This is a genomic window from uncultured Roseibium sp. (assembly GCF_963675095.2).
Classification (GTDB): domain Bacteria; phylum Pseudomonadota; class Alphaproteobacteria; order Rhizobiales; family Stappiaceae; genus Roseibium.
Window position 1 is genome coordinate 106705 of the sequence record NZ_CAXXSJ010000004.1, and the last position, 16437, is coordinate 123141.

Annotated in this window: 16 protein-coding genes, 1 other RNA gene and 1 pseudogene; 4 read left to right on the forward strand and 14 right to left on the reverse strand. The window is 61.7% G+C overall.

Annotated elements, in window-relative coordinates; translation table 11 throughout:
• Window positions 1-44: 44 nt before the first annotated feature.
• From ABIN98_RS02195 to ABIN98_RS02250, 12 genes and pseudogenes are all read right to left on the reverse strand, one after another.
• Window positions 45-890 (reverse strand): FkbM family methyltransferase, encoded by an 846-nt coding sequence (locus ABIN98_RS02195; protein ID WP_346906996.1) that lies wholly within the window; start codon window positions 888-890, stop codon window positions 45-47.
• Window positions 891-905: 15 nt separating this feature from the next.
• Window positions 906-2732 carry a succinate dehydrogenase flavoprotein subunit gene (sdhA, locus tag ABIN98_RS02200; protein WP_346906998.1) on the reverse strand — a complete coding sequence of 609 codons (1827 nt, stop codon included), beginning with the start codon at window positions 2730-2732 and terminating at the stop codon, window positions 906-908.
• Window positions 2733-2737: 5 nt separating this feature from the next.
• Window positions 2738-3121: a succinate dehydrogenase, hydrophobic membrane anchor protein gene (gene sdhD / locus ABIN98_RS02205; RefSeq protein WP_346907000.1), complete on the reverse strand. Its 384-nt coding sequence runs from the start codon at window positions 3119-3121 to the stop codon at window positions 2738-2740.
• An 11-nt stretch (window positions 3122-3132) separates the two neighbouring features.
• Window positions 3133-3533: pseudogene (gene sdhC / locus ABIN98_RS02210) on the reverse strand (succinate dehydrogenase, cytochrome b556 subunit).
• A 485-nt stretch (window positions 3534-4018) separates the two neighbouring features.
• Window positions 4019-4924, reverse strand: a complete 906-nt coding sequence (locus ABIN98_RS02215; protein ID WP_346907002.1) for a glutaminase — start codon at window positions 4922-4924, stop codon at window positions 4019-4021.
• Between the two features lie 34 nt (window positions 4925-4958).
• A complete protein-coding gene (locus tag ABIN98_RS02220) occupies window positions 4959-5651 on the reverse strand; it encodes a sulfate transporter family protein (RefSeq protein WP_346907004.1) in 693 nt (230 codons plus the stop codon).
• Between the two features lie 74 nt (window positions 5652-5725).
• The gene (locus tag ABIN98_RS02225; RefSeq protein ID WP_346907006.1) at window positions 5726-6115 is read right to left on the reverse strand and encodes a hypothetical protein; all 390 of its coding nucleotides are present in this window, start codon (window positions 6113-6115) and stop codon (window positions 5726-5728) included.
• A 12-nt stretch (window positions 6116-6127) separates the two neighbouring features.
• On the reverse strand, window positions 6128-6736 hold the full coding sequence (gene recR, locus ABIN98_RS02230; RefSeq protein WP_346907007.1) for a recombination mediator RecR: 609 nt from the start codon (window positions 6734-6736) through the stop codon (window positions 6128-6130).
• Window positions 6737-6750: 14 nt separating this feature from the next.
• The gene (locus ABIN98_RS02235; protein ID WP_346907179.1) at window positions 6751-7071 is read right to left on the reverse strand and encodes a YbaB/EbfC family nucleoid-associated protein; all 321 of its coding nucleotides are present in this window, start codon (window positions 7069-7071) and stop codon (window positions 6751-6753) included.
• 100 nt (window positions 7072-7171) lie between these two features.
• Window positions 7172-8992 carry a DNA polymerase III subunit gamma/tau gene (locus ABIN98_RS02240; RefSeq protein WP_346907009.1) on the reverse strand — a complete coding sequence of 607 codons (1821 nt, stop codon included), beginning with the start codon at window positions 8990-8992 and terminating at the stop codon, window positions 7172-7174.
• A gap of 134 nt (window positions 8993-9126) precedes the next feature.
• An RNA gene (ffs, locus tag ABIN98_RS02245) (signal recognition particle sRNA small type) lies at window positions 9127-9225 on the reverse strand.
• A gap of 96 nt (window positions 9226-9321) precedes the next feature.
• Window positions 9322-10023: an outer membrane protein gene (locus ABIN98_RS02250; RefSeq protein WP_346907011.1), complete on the reverse strand. Its 702-nt coding sequence runs from the start codon at window positions 10021-10023 to the stop codon at window positions 9322-9324.
• Window positions 10024-10338: 315 nt separating this feature from the next.
• On the opposite strand from ABIN98_RS02250, the gene ABIN98_RS02255 reads away from it, so the two are divergent.
• From ABIN98_RS02255 to ABIN98_RS02270, 4 genes are all read left to right on the forward strand, one after another.
• The gene (locus ABIN98_RS02255; RefSeq protein WP_346907013.1) at window positions 10339-10758 is read left to right on the forward strand and encodes an HIT family protein; all 420 of its coding nucleotides are present in this window, start codon (window positions 10339-10341) and stop codon (window positions 10756-10758) included.
• Between the two features lie 57 nt (window positions 10759-10815).
• The gene (nudC, locus tag ABIN98_RS02260; protein ID WP_346907015.1) at window positions 10816-11766 is read left to right on the forward strand and encodes an NAD(+) diphosphatase; all 951 of its coding nucleotides are present in this window, start codon (window positions 10816-10818) and stop codon (window positions 11764-11766) included.
• Entirely contained in the window at window positions 11763-12341 is a 579-nt protein-coding gene (locus ABIN98_RS02265; protein WP_346907017.1) for a histidine phosphatase family protein, read from the forward strand. Before nudC ends, ABIN98_RS02265 begins: the two co-directional genes overlap by 4 nt.
• Window positions 12342-12412: 71 nt before the next feature.
• Window positions 12413-13621, forward strand: a complete 1209-nt coding sequence (locus ABIN98_RS02270; protein ID WP_346907019.1) for a lytic murein transglycosylase — start codon at window positions 12413-12415, stop codon at window positions 13619-13621.
• Between the two features lie 22 nt (window positions 13622-13643).
• On the opposite strand, the gene ABIN98_RS02275 is transcribed toward ABIN98_RS02270, so the two are convergent.
• Window positions 13644-15275: an ABC transporter ATP-binding protein gene (locus ABIN98_RS02275; protein WP_346907021.1), complete on the reverse strand. Its 1632-nt coding sequence runs from the start codon at window positions 15273-15275 to the stop codon at window positions 13644-13646.
• 16 nt (window positions 15276-15291) lie between these two features.
• Window positions 15292-16428, reverse strand: a complete 1137-nt coding sequence (locus ABIN98_RS02280; protein WP_346907181.1) for an ABC transporter permease — start codon at window positions 16426-16428, stop codon at window positions 15292-15294.
• Window positions 16429-16437: the final 9 nt, after the last annotated feature.

Here is a 16437-nt window from a genome sequence, read left to right on the forward strand (position 1 = left end):
GTTTGGGCCCGCTATATCGCGTCCGGGCCACATCTGTGCAGCGTTCAGGCGGGAAGCTCGAACACCGTGTTGTCATTCGTTACACCGGCTGCGCGGTAGCCGAGGGTTTCCAGTTCGGAAACACAGTCCTCGGCCCAATGCGGCCGGCAATTCGTTTCAAGCATGATGACCCGCGGCCAGGCGGACCGATCCGTGTTGCGTAAGTACGGCAGGACCACCCGGTCCTCGAAACCTTCCACGTCGACCTTGAGCACGTCGACCCGGCCAATCCCCTCGTCGGCCAGCACGTCCGCCAGCGGGCGCACGGCCACTTCCTTCGGAGACCAGTCGCCGGCCCATTCGCCGATGGTCAGGTCTTCCACCAGGGTGGCGAAGCCGCAGTTGGAGGGCTCCAGCCAGAGCGACAGGGTGCCTTCGCTTTCGCCGATGGCGACACCGGCAAGCTTCACCTGATCGAGACCGTTGGCCTTGATGTTGAAGGCGAGCTTCCGAGCCGTTTCCGGGTTGGCCTCAACCGCCAGCACCCTCGCGCCGTGACTTGCGGCGAAAAGCGTGTAGCTGCCGATATTGGCGCCCACATCCACAAAGGTCGTGCCTGCTTCCAGATAGGGGCGCAGCAGCTTGTGCTCGTCCTTTTCCGGCAGCCGGCCCTTGGCCAGGATCTTGCGGTCGTCGTAGTTCTGGCCCGGATAGATCCGGAACTTCAGGCCGTCGGCCTCAGTGTCGTAAGGCCCCTTGAACAGGCGCGCCACCAGGGCACGGATCCGCTTGCGCAAGGAAGCCGACAGATCGTGATGATCGGCCAGTTTCCAGGCGTAGCGGACGAGCCCTTCGGCCTTGTAGGTGCCGAAGGGGCTTTCCGTATCCATGATGGCAGCCGATGCGCTCACGGGACCTGCCGCTCCTTAGTAGACGCGCGCTTTCGGCGCGATCTTCTTCGGGTCGATGCCGCCCTGCTCGGGCGTCGTCAGCGGTTCGGTGACCACCGGACGATACTCCAGCTTGACGTCGCCGGCCTCGCTTACGCGGGCGAGCGTGTGCTTGCGCCAGTTCTCGTCGTCGCGGCCGGCGAACGGGCCGTCCTTGAAGTCCTCGCGGGCATGGGCGCCGCGGCTTTCCTTGCGGGCTTCCGCGCCGAACACCGTGGTGATGGCGTTGGCCATCAGGTTTTCCAGCTCCAACGTTTCCACCAGATCGGAGTTCCAGACCATCGAGCGGTCGGTGACCTTGATGTCCTTCAGCTCGCCCCAGATCTCCGTCAGGCGCTTGCAGCCCTGCTCCAGGCTTTCCTGGGTCCGGAAGACGGCGGCGTCTTCCTGCATGGCGCGCTGCATCTTTTCGCGCAGGTCGGCGGTCGGAGTGTTGCCGTTTGCATTCCGCAGCCGGTCGAAGCGTTCCATGATCTTGTCGCAGGAGGCTTCGTTCGGCGTCGGCACGGCCGCGTTCCGGTCGATCACCTGGCCGGCGCGAATGGCGGCGGCGCGGCCGAACACCACAAGGTCGGTCAGCGAGTTGGAACCGAGGCGGTTGGCGCCGTGCACCGAGGCGCAGGCAGCTTCGCCGACGGCCATCAGGCCCGGCTGGATACGGTCGGGATTTTCGGCATCCGCGTTCAGCACTTCGCCCCAGTAGTTGGTCGGAATGCCGCCCATGTTGTAGTGGACCGTCGGCAGAACCGGGATCGGCTCCTTGGTCAGATCGACACCGGCAAAGATCTTGGCCGATTCGGAAATACCCGGGAGACGCTCCGCGAGCAGGGCCGGATCCAGGTGATCCAGGTGCAGGAAAATGTGGTCCTTCTTCGGGCCGACACCGCGGCCTTCGCGGATCTCGATGGTCATGCAGCGGGAGACCACGTCGCGGGACGCAAGGTCCTTCGCCGACGGCGCATAGCGCTCCATGAAGCGCTCGCCTTCGGAGTTTGTCAGGTAACCGCCCTCGCCGCGCGCGCCTTCGGTGATCAGGCAGCCGGCACCGTAGATACCGGTCGGGTGGAACTGCACGAATTCCATGTCCTGCAGGGGCAGGCCCGCACGGGCAACCATGCCGCCGCCGTCACCGGTGCAGGTATGGGCCGAAGTACAGGAGAAGTAGGACCGGCCGTAACCGCCGGTCGCAAGCACGACCATCTTGGCGGAGAAGCGGTGGATGGTGCCGTCGTCCAGGTTCCAGGCGATCACGCCCTGGCAGACGCCGTCGTCCGACATGATCAGGTCGAGCGCGAAATACTCGATGAAGAATTCCGCGTTGTTGCGCAGCGACTGGCCGTAGAGCGTGTGCAGGATGGCGTGGCCGGTCCGGTCCGCGGCGGCGCAGGTGCGCTGCACGGGGGGGCCGTCGCCGAAGTTCTGCATGTGGCCGCCGAACGGACGCTGGTAGATCTTGCCTTCCTCGTTACGGGAGAAGGGCACGCCGTAGTGTTCCAGCTCGATGACGGCAGCGGGCGCTTCACGGGCGAGGTATTCCATGGCGTCGGTATCGCCGAGCCAGTCGGAGCCCTTCACCGTGTCGTACATGTGCCACTGCCAGCTGTCCGGCGTCATGTTCACCAGAGAGGCGGCGATCCCGCCCTGGGCGGCAACCGTGTGCGAGCGGGTCGGGAAGACCTTGCTGATGCAGGCGGTGCGGAGCCCCTGCTCGGCCATGCCGAGGGTCGCACGCAGGCCGGCGCCGCCGGCACCGACCACGACCACGTCGTAGCTGTGGTCGACGAATTCATATGTGTTGGCCATCAGGGTCAGCCTCCAAAGCCAATTTTCAGCACGGCGAAGATGCAGCCGAGGCCGATGAATGCACAAAAGAACGTGTTCGCCATCAGGCTCAGGACCTTCAGGCCTTCACCGTGGACGTAGTCCTCGATGATGACCTGCATGCCGAGCTTCATGTGATAGACGCCCGACAGGATCACCAGGAGAAGGACGATCGAGACGAGGGGGTTCTTCAGACATGAGATGACGTCGCCGTGGGAAGAGCCCTGCAGCGAAATCACGAGAATGACGAAGAAGGAGATCAGGAACACGTTGGCGAAGGCCGTCACACGCTGTTTCCAGAAATGATCGGTGCCTTCCTTGGCGGAGCCGAGGCCGCGGACCTTGCCGAGCGGGGTGCGCATATCAGTCATTGTCGTCTCCCTCAGCGAACCGCGTAACCGATGATCCAGAGCACGATCGTAAGTGCGACCGAGCCGATGATCGTGGCGCGCGCCAGCCACTCGCGGGCCTCGCGTCCGAACCCGGCGCCCATGTCCCAGATGAAGTGGCGCAGACCGCCCAAAGCATGTGGTGCACGAGGGCCCAGGTGAAGCCGAACAGGACCAGCCGGCCGATGATCGTGCCGTAGATCCAGTTGACGAAATCGAAATACTCCGGTCCCGCGGCAGCGGCGATCAGCCACCAGGCGAGAAGGATGGTTCCGAAATAGAGGGCTGCGCCGGTGATGCGGTGCAGGATCGACATGACCATCGTCAGGATCGGCTTGTAGATCTGAAGATGGGGCGACAAGGGGCGGTTGCCCCGCAGGTCGGCATTCGACATGGAACTTCTCTCCCGTACGACGCCTGCTTACGTTTACGTTAGCGTAAGCAATTCAAGGCGTTGTCCAAATGCGTTCTAGCGCCAAGATATCGTCCCGTCAAAGCATCCAATGGATGAATCTGAATTGTTTTTGACCGGCACGGACCGAAACTTCACGCGATTCAACTTCTGGGTATGCTTCCGGACACGTAAAAGCGTTGCATAGAACAAAGCTAGGCCATGCCCTCATAAAATAGACTGGAATGGCGCAGCAAACGGCAATGAGCTGCAAGGAAAAGCGCGAAAAGCGGGCTTTCTGCCCGGTTGAGCGGTTTGACGCAGCAGATCGAAGCCATTTTTGCGTCCTTTCAGGATAGGGTGAATTTGACCGGCTACGTCGTTGCAAAACTTTGAAAACCGGATGGTTTCCTGCAGCTTTGCGCCTCGTATCCGAACAAATTCATTCCTACCATTTCAACCTATTTTATGAGGGTATGGCCTAGGGCTCAACCGAAGACTGACCAGCCGGTAGCCTTCGCAAACATTTCCATCGCTTCAGTGCCGAGCTTGGAATTGCCGTAGCGATTGAGCCCCGGCGACCAGACCGCGATCGAGGCCTTGCCCGGCGCGATCACGAGGATGCCGCCGCCGACCCCGCTTTTCCCCGGCAGGCCGACGCGAAAGGCAAAGTCGCCGGAACCGTCGTAATGACCGCAGGTCATCATCAGCGCCGCGATCCGTCGCCTGCGTTCTCGGGAAACCAGTTTCGGCGTGTCTTCGGTATCGATCAGAAACCGGCCGGCCAGGGCAAGCTGGCGGCAGGTCATCTCAATGCCGCACTGGTGGCAATAGGTGCCGAAAACCTGATCCGCCGGGGCATGCAGATTGCCGAAGGAGGCCAGATAGTGGGCGAGCGCGATGTTCCGATGACCCGTCGCGATCTCGGAACGGGCGACCATCTCGTTGATGTGGATGTCCTCGTCATCGGAGGCGGCCCGGAAGAACCGAAGGATCTGGCCCAGGGCCTCTTTCGGGCTGGAGCCGGTGAGGTAGGTATCGGTCGCGATCAGCGCGCCGGCATTGATGAACGGATTGCGCGGGATACCGTCCTCGCGCTCCAGCAGCAGAAGCGAATTGAAGGACAGGCCGGACGGCTCCCGGCCGACCCGGCGCCACAGCTGATCGCCCACCCTGCCCAGCGCCAAGGCAAGGGCGAAGACCTTGGAGACCGACTGGATGGAAAACGGCACATCCGCATCACCCGCCGTGTAGGTTTGGCCATCGGCAGTCGCGACGCAAATGCCGAACTGGTGCGGATCGATCTTGGCGAGTTCGGGGATATAGGTGGCCACGCCGCCCCGGTCCGGAGAGAGGCCGACTTTCGCGTAAATTTCGTCCAGGAGATCTTTCATGCCGACCCGTCAACAGGTTTGTGCGGTCATGCCGCTAGTCTCTCCCAGCTTCTCCATATCTGGCGGCCTGTCCAGCGGAAACCTGCTTGAACACATGCATCATGAAGATGGTCGCGAAGATCGGCGTGATGAGGTTGAGGATCGGCACCGCCAGAACGCCCGCGATGACCAGCCCACCCATGAAGACGGTTCCGCTTTTTGCCTTGCGCAGGCGTTTGGCGTCCTCGACCGGCATGAAGCGGGTCGCGGCGAATTCGAAGAATTCCCGGCCGAGCAGATACCCGTTGACCACGAAGAAGGCGACCAGGTTGATGCCGGGGACCAGAAGCAGCAGCAGTGCGAAGATGTTGCCGAGGATCACCACGCCGGTGAACTTGATGGCCAGGAGGATCGAGGGGATCAGGGCCATCGCCTTGCCCGGCGGGTCGGCCGCATAATCCTGCGTCTCGACGATATCGGCAATTTCGTCCTGGAACAGCCCGGCGAACAGGGCCGAGACTGGCGCAATCAGGAAGCCGAGACCGATGACAGCGCCGACCCCGGTCAGGATGGAGAGCGCCGTGTTCAGCCAGGAATAGGGAAGATCGACGAACCCGGCAACCAGCCCCTGAAGGGCGATCCAGATGACCAGAAGAACCGCAAGGGTAAAGCCCAGCATTTTCCAGAATATGGCCCGGAAGGGCTTTTCGAAGACCTGGCCAAAGGCACGGGAAGCGGCTGAGAGCATCTGGTTCCTTGCGCGGTTTGAAACGGATTGTCCCGACATAGGTGTGCAGGCGATGGGGCGCAAGGGCAATGAGCCTAGAGGGCTGAGGGTTTCCTCCCTTCGTACTCCCAGTCGAAATGTTTGCGGAGGCAATCCAGGCTTCGCGTGAACCAGTCCGACGCACAGCTGTCGACAATGGCCAAGATCCGCGCTTCGACTTCATCGGGATCGAACCGCTCACATTTGATGAATTTCCAGTTGGAGTTCTTCGGTTTTCCCGACTGTTTGGCATTGTACCGATCGCGCCCGCACAGGACATCTAATCTAAACACGTCGCCGAAAGGCCTTCCATCGTCATTAATTTGCAGTCGAACCTGAACCGTAAGATCATCGGCAGGCGGAATTTCCCGGATGTCGAAAATGGGCAAGTAGCCATTTCCGTCATAACTGAATTCCCAATCCACGACATAGAGTTTCCCGCTCACGCGACTGCTCCCCTAGAACTGCGTCCGGGCCCTCAGAGCCTGAGCCAGGGTGCCTTCATCGAGATAGTCGAGTTCGCCGCCGACAGGAACGCCGTGAGCAAGGCGGGTGACCTTTACGTCAAGGTGAGACAGCTGGTCGGTGACGTAGTGGGCCGTGGTCTGGCCTTCCACCGTGGCATTGATCGCCAGGATGACTTCCTCGATGGCCTCGCTGCCGCAGCGCTCGATCAGGGAGGCGATGTTGAGGTCTTCCGGGCCGACACCGTCAAGCGGCGACAGGGTGCCGCCGAGAACGTGATAGCGCGCGTTGATAGCGGCGGCCCGTTCCAGGGCCCAGAGGTCGGCGACGTCTTCCACCACCACAAGAACGCTCTGATCGCGGCGCGGGTCGGAACATATGACGCAGGGGTCGGAGGTGTCGACCGTGCCGCAGACGGAACAGATGCCGATCTTCTCCACCGCCACGCCCATGGCCTCGGCGAGCGGCACCAGAAGCTGATCCTTCTTCTTGATCAGATGCAGCGCGGCGCGGCGCGCCGAGCGCGGCCCCAGTCCGGGCAGCTTCGCCAGAAGCTGGATCAGCCGCTCGATTTCCGGTCCGACGACCTTGTTCTGCGCCATCTATGGATCCGAGGTTAGAACGGCAGCTTCATTCCGGCCGGTAGGCCGAGACCGCTCATCATTTCCTGGGTCTTTTCCTGCATGGCCTGCTCAACCTTGGACTTGGCCTCGTTGTGCGCGGCAATGATCAGGTCCTCGAGGATCTCGACGTCCTCTTCCTTGAACATGGACGGATCGATCTTGACGGACTTGAGCTCGCCCTTGCCGCCGATCTTCACGCTCACCATGCCACCACCGGCGGAACCTTCGGCTTCGATTTCGGCAATCTCTTCCTGCAGGGAGCCCATCTGCTCCTGCATCTGCTTTGCCTGTTTCATCATCTTGAGGAAGTCCATGGCCTCATTCTCCATCTGATGCGCCTTGCCCGATCCAATGCGGACATTGTTTGCGGCAGGCTTAGTCTAAGGGAAAACAGAGAGCAAACGGGAATTTCGTTTACTCTTCGTCGGCATCGTCGTCGCCCAGCGCCTCACCCAGAAGCGGGTCGGCGAGTTCCTCGTCCTCGTCGGTCTCCTGGACGCTGACGTTGACGATCTTCGCGCCGGGAAACTTGCCGAGCAGGGCGGCGACCGTTGGATGCGCGCGGGCATCGGACAGGAGCATTTCCCGGTTCGCTTCGCGTTCCTCGTGGATCGTCGGACGACCCTGAGCCCGGCTGATGCTGACGATCCAACGGGTGCCGGTCCATTCGGTGAGCTTGCGGCCGAACTCGCCGGCAATGTCGGCCGATGCGTCCTCGGTCGGCTGGATCTCGATCCGGCCCGGCTCGAACTTGACGAGCCGCATCTGGCGCTCAATAGCGACCTTCATCGGGATGTCGCGCTTTTCGGATGCCAGTGCCGCGCAGTCCTGGAGAGAGCCGAGCGCAACCGCCGGAACGGCCGGCTGGACCTGAGGCGCTGCCTGGGGCCTGATCTGGGGCGGTCGCTGAGCGCCGCCGCCGGCGATGGCGGCAAGCTTCGGCCGTGGCTCGAAGGAGGCGGCCGGACCGCCGCCACCGGGTCCACCAGAAGAACCAGTTGGGGCAGGCGCCCCGCCACCGGCGGAAATCGTTCCGCCGCTTTTCAGAAGCGCCAGCGCCTCGCCCGGATCGGGCAGATCGGCCGCATAGGCCAGACGGACCAGCACCATGTCGGCGGCCGCCAGCGGCTTGGGCGCGGCCTGAACTTCCTGAACGCCTTTCAGCAGGATCTGCCAGGCACGGGACAGGGCCCGCACGGACAGCTTTTCTGCGAACTCATGACCTTTCAGCCGTTCCGTTTCGGTGACCGAGACATCCTCGCCCGCCTTCGGCACCACCTTCATCCGGGTGACCAGATGGGTGAAGTCGGCCAGATCGGTCAGCACGATCGCAGGGTCGGCGCCGACCTGGTACTGGGCGGCCAGTTCCTCCATGGCTTCAGCGACCCGGCCGGCCATGACATGATCGAACAGGTCGATCACCCGTGCCCGGTCGGCGAGACCGAGCATCTGGCGGACCTCATCGGCCTCGATCGCGCCGGCCCCGTGGGCCATGGCCTGATCGAGCAGGGAGAGCGAATCGCGAGCCGAGCCCTCGCCCGCGCGGGCAATCAGGGTCAGGGCCTCGTCGGTGATCTGAATGCCTTCAGCATCGGAGATCCGGCGCAGGAGGCCGACCAACTTCGGCTGCTCGATCCGGCGCAGGTCGAACCGCTGACAGCGGGACAGGACCGTAATCGGAACCTTGCGGATTTCGGTGGTGGCGAAGATGAATTTCACATGCTCGGGCGGTTCCTCGAGCGTCTTCAGCAGGCCGTTGAAGGCCGCCGTCGACAGCATATGCACTTCGTCGATGATGTAGACCTTGTAGCGCGCCGTCGCCGGGCGATAGCGCGCCGCATCGGTGATCTCGCGAATGTCGTTGATGCCGGTGTGGGAGGCGGCATCCATCTCGATGACGTCCACATGCCGGCCTTCCATGATGGCGCGGCAATGGGTGCCTTCCTTCTCCAGCCTGACCGTCGCCCGGTCGGCCTCGCCGGGAACCTCGTAGTTGAGGCCACGGGCCAGGATGCGGGCGGTGGTGGTCTTGCCGACCCCGCGCACGCCGGTCAGCATCCAGGCCTGGGCGATCCGCCCGGTCTCGAACGCGTTTTCCAGCGTCTGCACCATGGGCTCCTGACCGACCAGATCCTCGAAGGTCTGGGGCCGGTATTTGCGCGCCAGCACCCGGTAGGCGCCGTCTTTCGCAGCCCCGGTCTTCACGCCGTCATCAGGAAAAGCCATCTCGTCCATGGGCGCACCATACCGCCTTTTTTGCGCCGGTGTCGTGATCCTTTTCCGATTTTTCTGTGCACCATCCGCAAAAGCGAACGGGGCGTCGCGAGACGCCCTAACGGAACATTCGGAACCCGGACTGTGAGGAGAGGGTGGGAGGCTGGCACGGTGACCCGTGCCGAGATCTCGTTAGGGCTGCTTCCTTCCGGACCTGACCCGGTTGGCGAGTGGCTCGTCCACCACCAACCTCCCGAGGCCCTTATATCAGAACGAAGGGGGCCTTTGGCAAGGGGGTGGGACGAATTGTTTGCCGGCTGGCCGGGAGAGGCGAATGGCCGCGACCGCTGTCAATTGAAGCTGTAGGAAAGTTTCAGGCTGAAGAGATTGGTATGGACCGACACCTTGCGGCTCGCCTGGGTCGGGAATGTGTATGTGGACTGGCCGAGATCGACGTACTTGTACTCTGCGCCGAGCGACAAATTCGACGTTATTTTTGTCTCCAGACCCGCACCGATGTTGAACCCAAGATGCGTTTCCCGTGAGGATTCGGTCGTTCCGAATGCAGTGCCGGTCGTTTCGTTGAACGCTCCCGAAGTCCCCTTGACCTGCCCGATTGCCAGGCCGCCGGTGACGTAGGGAAGCCAGCCGTTGAAATCATATCCGGCCTTGGCGTTCAAAAGCCCAAGCCATTCCAGATTGCTCGTCCGGTCCTGACGGATGGTCGCGCCGAAAAAGGGAGGGGCACGATAAATGCCATTGCCTTCGATCCCGCTCAAAAGGAAGGCGGCAGAAGGACCGAAGACAAAATTTCCATGCTGAAAATTATACCCGCCCTGAACGCCTCCAAATACTCCATCCAGATCGGCATTGATCGGCACACCTACTGGCTCGTTGCGCCATTCGGCTGTGCCAAAGCCGTAACCGGCTTCCACTCCGGCATAAAAACCGGCCCAATTTGCCGGTTGGGACATATCCTGAGCAAACGCCGAACCGGAAGCCAAGACAGCGGCTCCGATTATTGACGCGGCAAATCCTTTGAAAACCCTCATGGATAATATCCCTGTATCTCAATCGAAATGGTTGAATGCGCTTAACTTAATCGAGTCTCTTCAAGTCACTTAACATACTAAATTTGCTGAGGAAGCCGCTTTTTTTTCCGAATCCATCAATCTGCCTGCATTTACGGAATCTGTTGCAGCCCTGCACCAATTCGACTGCCAAATATTTTGCCCACACCGCGATTCCCTTGAGTTAAGAGGAAATCGAAATCCGCAATTCACCGGCCTGACAGCCTTGTATAGGCAAGCTCGCCAAATCCCATGAAGCTGTTTAGTCTACCGGCGACGTGAATCGGAGCCCATTTCATGATCCAGTTCGATCTCAACCCCCGTCTCGAAGGTGACAGCTACCCGGTCGCGGACCTCGGCCTGTGCGCTGTCCGGCTGATGAAGGATGCCAATTATCCCTGGGTGCTGATGGTGCCGCGCAAGTCCGACCTGATCGAAATCATCGATCTGGACGCCCAGGAGCGTGCCCTGCTGATGGAGGAAATCGCCACCGTCTGCGAGTCGCTGAAACAGGTCACCAACTGCGAAAAGCTCAACGTCGGGGCCCTCGGCAACCAGGTTCCTCAGCTGCATGTGCATGTGATCGCCCGCTTCCGGGACGATCCGGCCTGGCCGGGACCCGTGTGGGGTGCCGTTCCCGCCAAGCCCTACGACCATGACAAGGCGGATCAGCTCATCGCCGCGCTCAAGTCCGCGCTGACCGGTTCGCCGGACTGACCTCCGCCATGACATCTGCCGCAAGTCACCCCAGCATTCAAAGCCAAGGATCTTCTCATGACGGCATCGGCCGGAAAGCCGCATGATCGCACACCGGTCATGAACTTCATCGACAACAGGCTCGATCGCCTCGCCATCCGGCGCAGCGACGCGGACTGGATCAAGGACCAGCTTTCCCGCAGCGATACCGAGGTCGTCTTGTCCACCTCGAACCGTCTGGTTCTGCCCGCAGACGACCCTTCACGCATCGGGTTGCCGCTTGGCAGAGCGGTCGAGCTGGGCGCCGACCTTGAAGAAATGATTTTCCTTGGCCTGGATAACGACGGAAACCGCCCTTACTTCGCCGCCACGACGCCGCAAACCGACGAGGAGATGGAAGCGGTCGCGGGTGTCCGGGTCATCGACCTGCGCACGCTGGCACTGGAAGCGGAGTATTCCCGGGAACACCTGAGCGCCCTCTCCCAGGCCAGGGCGCTGGTTCACTGGCATCGCACCCACCGGTTCTGCTCGCGCTGCGGGAAGCCGACGAAACTCGCGGAAGCCGGCTACCGGCGCGATTGCCCGTCCTGCGAGGGACAGCATTTCCCGCGCACCGATCCTTGCGTGATCATGCTGATCACCGATGGCGACCGGGCGTTGCTCGGACGGCCGTCGCGGTTGGCGGAAGGCATGTTCACCACCCTCGCCGGCTTCATGGAACCGGGCGAGACCATCGAACAGGCGGTTCGCCGCGAAACTTTCGAGGAAGCCGGCATCCATGTGGGCGACGTGCGCCTGCTCTCCAACCAGCCCTGGCCGTTCCCGGCCAATCTCATGCTCGGCTGCCATGGCGACGCCCTGTCGAGCGAGATTTCGATCGGCGACGACGAACTGGAAGCCTGCCGCTGGTGCGACCGGGCGGAAGTGCGGCAGATGGTGGAGGGCAGTCATCCCCTGGGTCATCGCATTCCACCGGCGATTTCCATCGCCCATGAGCTGATCATCGGCTGGCTTGAAGACGTAAAATGAGTTTTTGCGTCTATCTCACCCACCCCGAAGTCGCCATCGACCCAGAAGTTCCGGTTCCCGACTGGGGACTGTCCGACCTGGGGCGAAGCCGCGCCGAGCTGGCTGTTCACCTGCCATGGGCGCCGGTGATCCGTCATGTGGTTGCGAGCGGCGAGCGAAAAGCGATCGAAACCGCTGAAATCTTTGCATCGGCGTTTGATCTTCCCGTCCGGAAAATTGACGCCATGCATGAAAATGACAGGTCATCGACAGGCTTCCTGCCACCTGACGAGTTTGAATGCATGGCCGATGCCTTTTTCGCCAATCCGCAAAGCTCCGTTCGGGGCTGGGAACCGGCAGCGGATGCACAAAACCGGATCGTTGCAGCGGTTCAGGCAGTGCTGGGTTCGGTACCGGAAGACGACCCGGTGCTGTTTTCCGGCCATGGCGGTGTTGGAACGCTTCTCAAGTGCCACCTCCTCAACACGCCGATTTCGCGTTCCTATGATCAGACCGGCGGAGGGCACTGGTATCTGTTCACCAAGCAGCAGCTCGCGGAACAATCTGCCGAGGCCCTCGACTGGGTCCGTCTCTAGCGGAACTCACAAACCTTGAATGAAGGGACTATGCTAGGTTTGGTTCCGGTCCCCGATCTAAGGAGCGATTCGTGATCAAGGCGCTTGGTATTTTCCCGCTCATTTTCATGTTGGCCGGATTTGCCCTGCCGGCCTGGTCCGGGCCTTACGACACCGAGTTCAAGGCCTATCTGGAAAACGACGTGATCCCCGCAGCAAGGAAGGCCGGCGTCTCTTCGCAGACACTTCAGCGCGAACTCAAGGGCCTGACGCCGGATACATCGCTTCCCGGTCTCGTCGGCCCGGGCGGCAAGGGGGAACCGCCGAAAATCAATTTCCAGGCGGAGTTTCGCGAGCCGGCGAATTATTTCAAGGACAGCCAGTTCAACGCCCTGGTCGGACCGGGACGCCGGAAGATGCAGCAGCATGCGGCGGCCCTTGCGAAAATCGAGCAGCGCTACGGCGTGCCGAAGCGGATCATCCTGGCGATCTGGGCAAGGGAATCGGGTTATGGCGGCGCGAAAATCCCCCATGACGCCATCCGTGTCCTGGCGACCCGAGCTTTCATGGGACAGCGCCCGGAGTTCTTCAAGGACGAGCTGATCGCCGCGCTGAAAATCCTGCAAAGCGGTGACGTATCCAGGGCGGCGATGAAAAGCTCCTGGGGCGGGGCCATGGGACAGCCCCAATTCCTGCCGTCGAGTTTCCTGAAATACGCTGTCGATTTCGATGGCGACGGTCACCACAACATCTGGAATTCCGATGTCGATGTCATGGCATCGATCGCCAATTATCTTGCAAAACACGGCTGGGTCAGCGGGCGGGACTGGGGCTATGAAGTCTTTTTGCCTGACGCGGTTTCCTGCACGCGCGAGGGCCCGGACAACCGCCAGCCAATCCGCGATTTCGTCAAGGAAGGGGTGAAGCGGGTCAGCGGCAAGCCGTTTCCCGATTACGAACTGGCGCGACCGGGCAACATCCTGCTGCCCGCAGGCCGCTACGGTCCGGCCTTCATCGCCACGGAAAACTTCTACGTCCTGAAAGACTACAACGAGAGCGACACCTATGCGCTTTTCGTCGGCCATCTCGCGGACCGCTACTCAAACAACAACGGGTTTGCCGGCGCCTGGAAACCGACGAAGAAGACCACCCGTGGCGCCGTGCGTACCCTCCAGCAGGTCCTGGAGAAAAAGGGCCATGACGTCGGCGGCGCGGACGGCCTCATAGGCTACAAGACCCGACGCTCCATCGGCAAGGACCAGGAAGCCCAGGGCTTCTTCGCCACCTGCTGGGTTGGTTAGAGCATCGCACGATGCGCTAGGTCTACTCGCTGACCACGCCTTCCGGCGCGGTTTCCAGGCGGAAGGCCGCCGCCATGAGCGCCTTGGTGTAGTCGGTCTTCGGGTGGTCGAAGATTTCCTCGGCGTGCCCCGCCTCGACCACCTTGCCCTGACGCATGACGATGACATCGTTGGCAAGGGCCCGGACGACCTTGAGATCGTGGGAAATGAACAGGTAGGCCAGGCCATGGGCCTTCTGCAGGTCGCGCAGCAGATCGACCACCTGAGCCTGCACGCTCATATCCAGCGCCGAGGTCGGCTCGTCGAGCATGACGAATTTCGGTTCCAGCACCATGGCGCGAGCGACTGAAATACGCTGGCGCTGGCCTCCGGAAAACTCGTGCGGATAACGGAAGCGCGTCGAGGCATCGAGCCCGACCTCCTCCAGGGCCTTGGCGACCTTGCGGTCGCGCTCCTGTGCGGACAGATCCGGAAAATGCACCTGCAGACCCTCGCCGACGATATCGGACACCGACATGCGCGGCGACAGCGCGCCGAACGGGTCCTGGAAGACGATCTGCATGTCCCGGCGAAGCGGGCGCATCTCCTTCCAGGAGTTTTCCTGAATGTCCCGGCCGTTGAAACTGATCTTTCCCGTTGAGGAAATCATCCTGAGAATGGCGAGGCCCAGCGTCGTCTTGCCGGATCCGCTCTCCCCGACGACCCCGAGCGTCTGTCCTTTGCGCACAGTGACGTCGATGCCGTCGACGGCCTTCACATGGCCCACGGTCTTGCGGAGAAAGCCGCGCTTGATCGGAAACCAGACCTTTAGGTCCGCGGCCTCGACCACGACGGGTTTGGTCTCGTCGGAGACCGGCGGCTTGCCCTTGGGTTCGGCGGCCAGCAGGTGTTTGGTGTAGGGATGCTGCGGGTTATCGAAGATCTCCTTCACCGGTCCGTGCTCGACGATCTTGCCGTCGGTCATGACGCAGATCCGGTCGGCGAACTTGCGCACGATGCCCAGATCATGGGTGATGAACAGCATGGCCATGTGGCGCTCGTGCTGCAGCTCCTTCAAGAGCTTCAGGATCTGTGCCTGCACGGTCACGTCGAGCGCAGTCGTCGGTTCGTCGGCAATCAGCAGGTCCGGTTCGTTGGCCAAGGTCATGGCGATCATGACGCGCTGGCGCTGGCCGCCGGAGAGCTGGTGCGGATAGGAATTGAGCCGGCTTTCCGGATCGCGGATCCCGACCTGGTTCAGGAGCTCCAGAACCCGCGCCCGTGCCTTAGTGTCGCTCATGCCCCGGTGGACCTTCAGGATCTCCGACACCTGCCGCTCGACCGAGTGCAGCGGATTGAGCGAGGTCATCGGCTCCTGGAAGATCATGGAGATCTCGTTGCCGCGCACCTTGCGCAGGGTCTTTTCATCGGCCTTGAGCAGGTCTTCACCGCGATAAAAGATTTCGCCCGACGGATGAGAGGCCGCCGGATAAGGCAGCAGCTTCAGGATCGACAGGGCGGAAATGGATTTTCCCGATCCGCTCTCGCCGACAAGCGCCACCGTCTCGCCCTTGTTGATGTCGAAGGAAACGCGATCCAGCGCCAGATTGGTCTTGCCGGCCTGGGTAAAGGCGACGGAAAGGTCCTTGATGGAAACCAGGGTGTCAGAGGTCATGTCGGTCGTCCCCTCCTTACCCGAGGCTCTTGCGCGGATCGAAGGCGTCACGCACGGCTTCGCCGATGAAGATCAACAGGCTCAGCATGAGCGAGATCACGATGAAGCCGGTGATGCCGAGCCAGGGCGCCTGAAGGTTGTTCTTGCCCTGGGCCAGCAGTTCCCCGAGGGAGGCGGACCCCGGCGGAAGACCGAAGCCGAGGAAGTCGAGCGCGGTCAAGGTCGAAATCGATCCGTTCAGGATGAAGGGCATGAAGGTCAGGGTTGCCACCATCGCATTGGGAAGCAGGTGGCGCCACATGATGACCGGGTTGGAGACGCCCAGCGCACGTGCCGCCGCGATATATTCGAAGTTCCGGCCGCGGAGGAATTCCGCCCTCACCACGCCGACCAGCGCCACCCAGGAGAAGGCGAGCAGGATCGTGAACAGGGTCCAGAAGCCGGGAACCAGAACCGAAGAGACGATCAGGATCAGATAGAGCGTCGGGATTGCCGTCCAGATCTCGATGAAGCGCTGGAAGAGCAGATCGACCCAGCCGCCATAGTAGCCCTGGACCGCACCGGCGGCGACGCCGATCACCGAGGAGGCCAGGGTCAGGGCTAAGCCGAAGAGAACGGAAATCCGGAAACCGTAGACGAGCCTTGCGAGCACATCGCGGCCCTGGTCGTCGGTCCCGAGCCAGTTCCAGTTGCCGACGATGCAGTTCGGATCGTTCTCACCTTCGGGATAGCGCTGACAGCGTTCCTTCTTGTCCATCATCCAGGACGGCGGCGCAGGCGCGGGCACCGGAATCGCGTTGTTCACGGTCCGATAGGAATAGCGAACCAGCGGCCACAGCATCCAGCCATTGGAATTGATCTCTTCCTGAACAAACGGATCACGGTAGTCGGTGATCGCAAGGAAGCCGCCGAACTTTTCTTCCGGGTAGTTGACGAAAACCGGCGCCAGGATTTCGCCCTTGTAGGACACGATGATCGGCCGGTCGTTGACCAGGAACTCGGCAAGCAACGACAGGACAAAGAGTACGAGAAAGATCCAGAGCGACCAGAACCCGCGCCGGTTCGCCTTGAAATTCGTCAGGCGGCGACGGTTGATCGGCGACAGGGAAAAGCGGGCCGGCGGCGGCGCTGTTTCCTCCGCCAGAGGATTCATGACGTCCAG

Coding starts and splice junctions, on each gene's coding strand:
- sdhA (WP_346906998.1), bottom strand. CDS start 2,732: ATGGCCAACACATATGAATTCGTCGACCACAGCTACGACGTGGTCGTG.
- sdhD (WP_346907000.1), bottom strand. CDS start 3,121: ATGACTGATATGCGCACCCCGCTCGGCAAGGTCCGCGGCCTCGGCTCC.
- ABIN98_RS02215 (WP_346907002.1), bottom strand. CDS start 4,924: ATGAAAGATCTCCTGGACGAAATTTACGCGAAAGTCGGCCTCTCTCCG.
- ABIN98_RS02220 (WP_346907004.1), bottom strand. CDS start 5,651: ATGCTCTCAGCCGCTTCCCGTGCCTTTGGCCAGGTCTTCGAAAAGCCC.
- recR (WP_346907007.1), bottom strand. CDS start 6,736: ATGGCGCAGAACAAGGTCGTCGGACCGGAAATCGAGCGGCTGATCCAG.
- ABIN98_RS02235 (WP_346907179.1), bottom strand. CDS start 7,071: ATGGACTTCCTCAAGATGATGAAACAGGCAAAGCAGATGCAGGAGCAG.
- ABIN98_RS02240 (WP_346907009.1), bottom strand. CDS start 8,992: ATGGACGAGATGGCTTTTCCTGATGACGGCGTGAAGACCGGGGCTGCG.
- ABIN98_RS02250 (WP_346907011.1), bottom strand. CDS start 10,023: ATGAGGGTTTTCAAAGGATTTGCCGCGTCAATAATCGGAGCCGCTGTC.
- ABIN98_RS02255 (WP_346907013.1), top strand. CDS start 10,339: ATGATCCAGTTCGATCTCAACCCCCGTCTCGAAGGTGACAGCTACCCG.
- nudC (WP_346907015.1), top strand. CDS start 10,816: ATGACGGCATCGGCCGGAAAGCCGCATGATCGCACACCGGTCATGAAC.
- ABIN98_RS02265 (WP_346907017.1), top strand. CDS start 11,763: ATGAGTTTTTGCGTCTATCTCACCCACCCCGAAGTCGCCATCGACCCA.
- ABIN98_RS02275 (WP_346907021.1), bottom strand. CDS start 15,275: ATGACCTCTGACACCCTGGTTTCCATCAAGGACCTTTCCGTCGCCTTT.
- ABIN98_RS02280 (WP_346907181.1), bottom strand. CDS start 16,428: ATGAATCCTCTGGCGGAGGAAACAGCGCCGCCGCCGGCCCGCTTTTCC.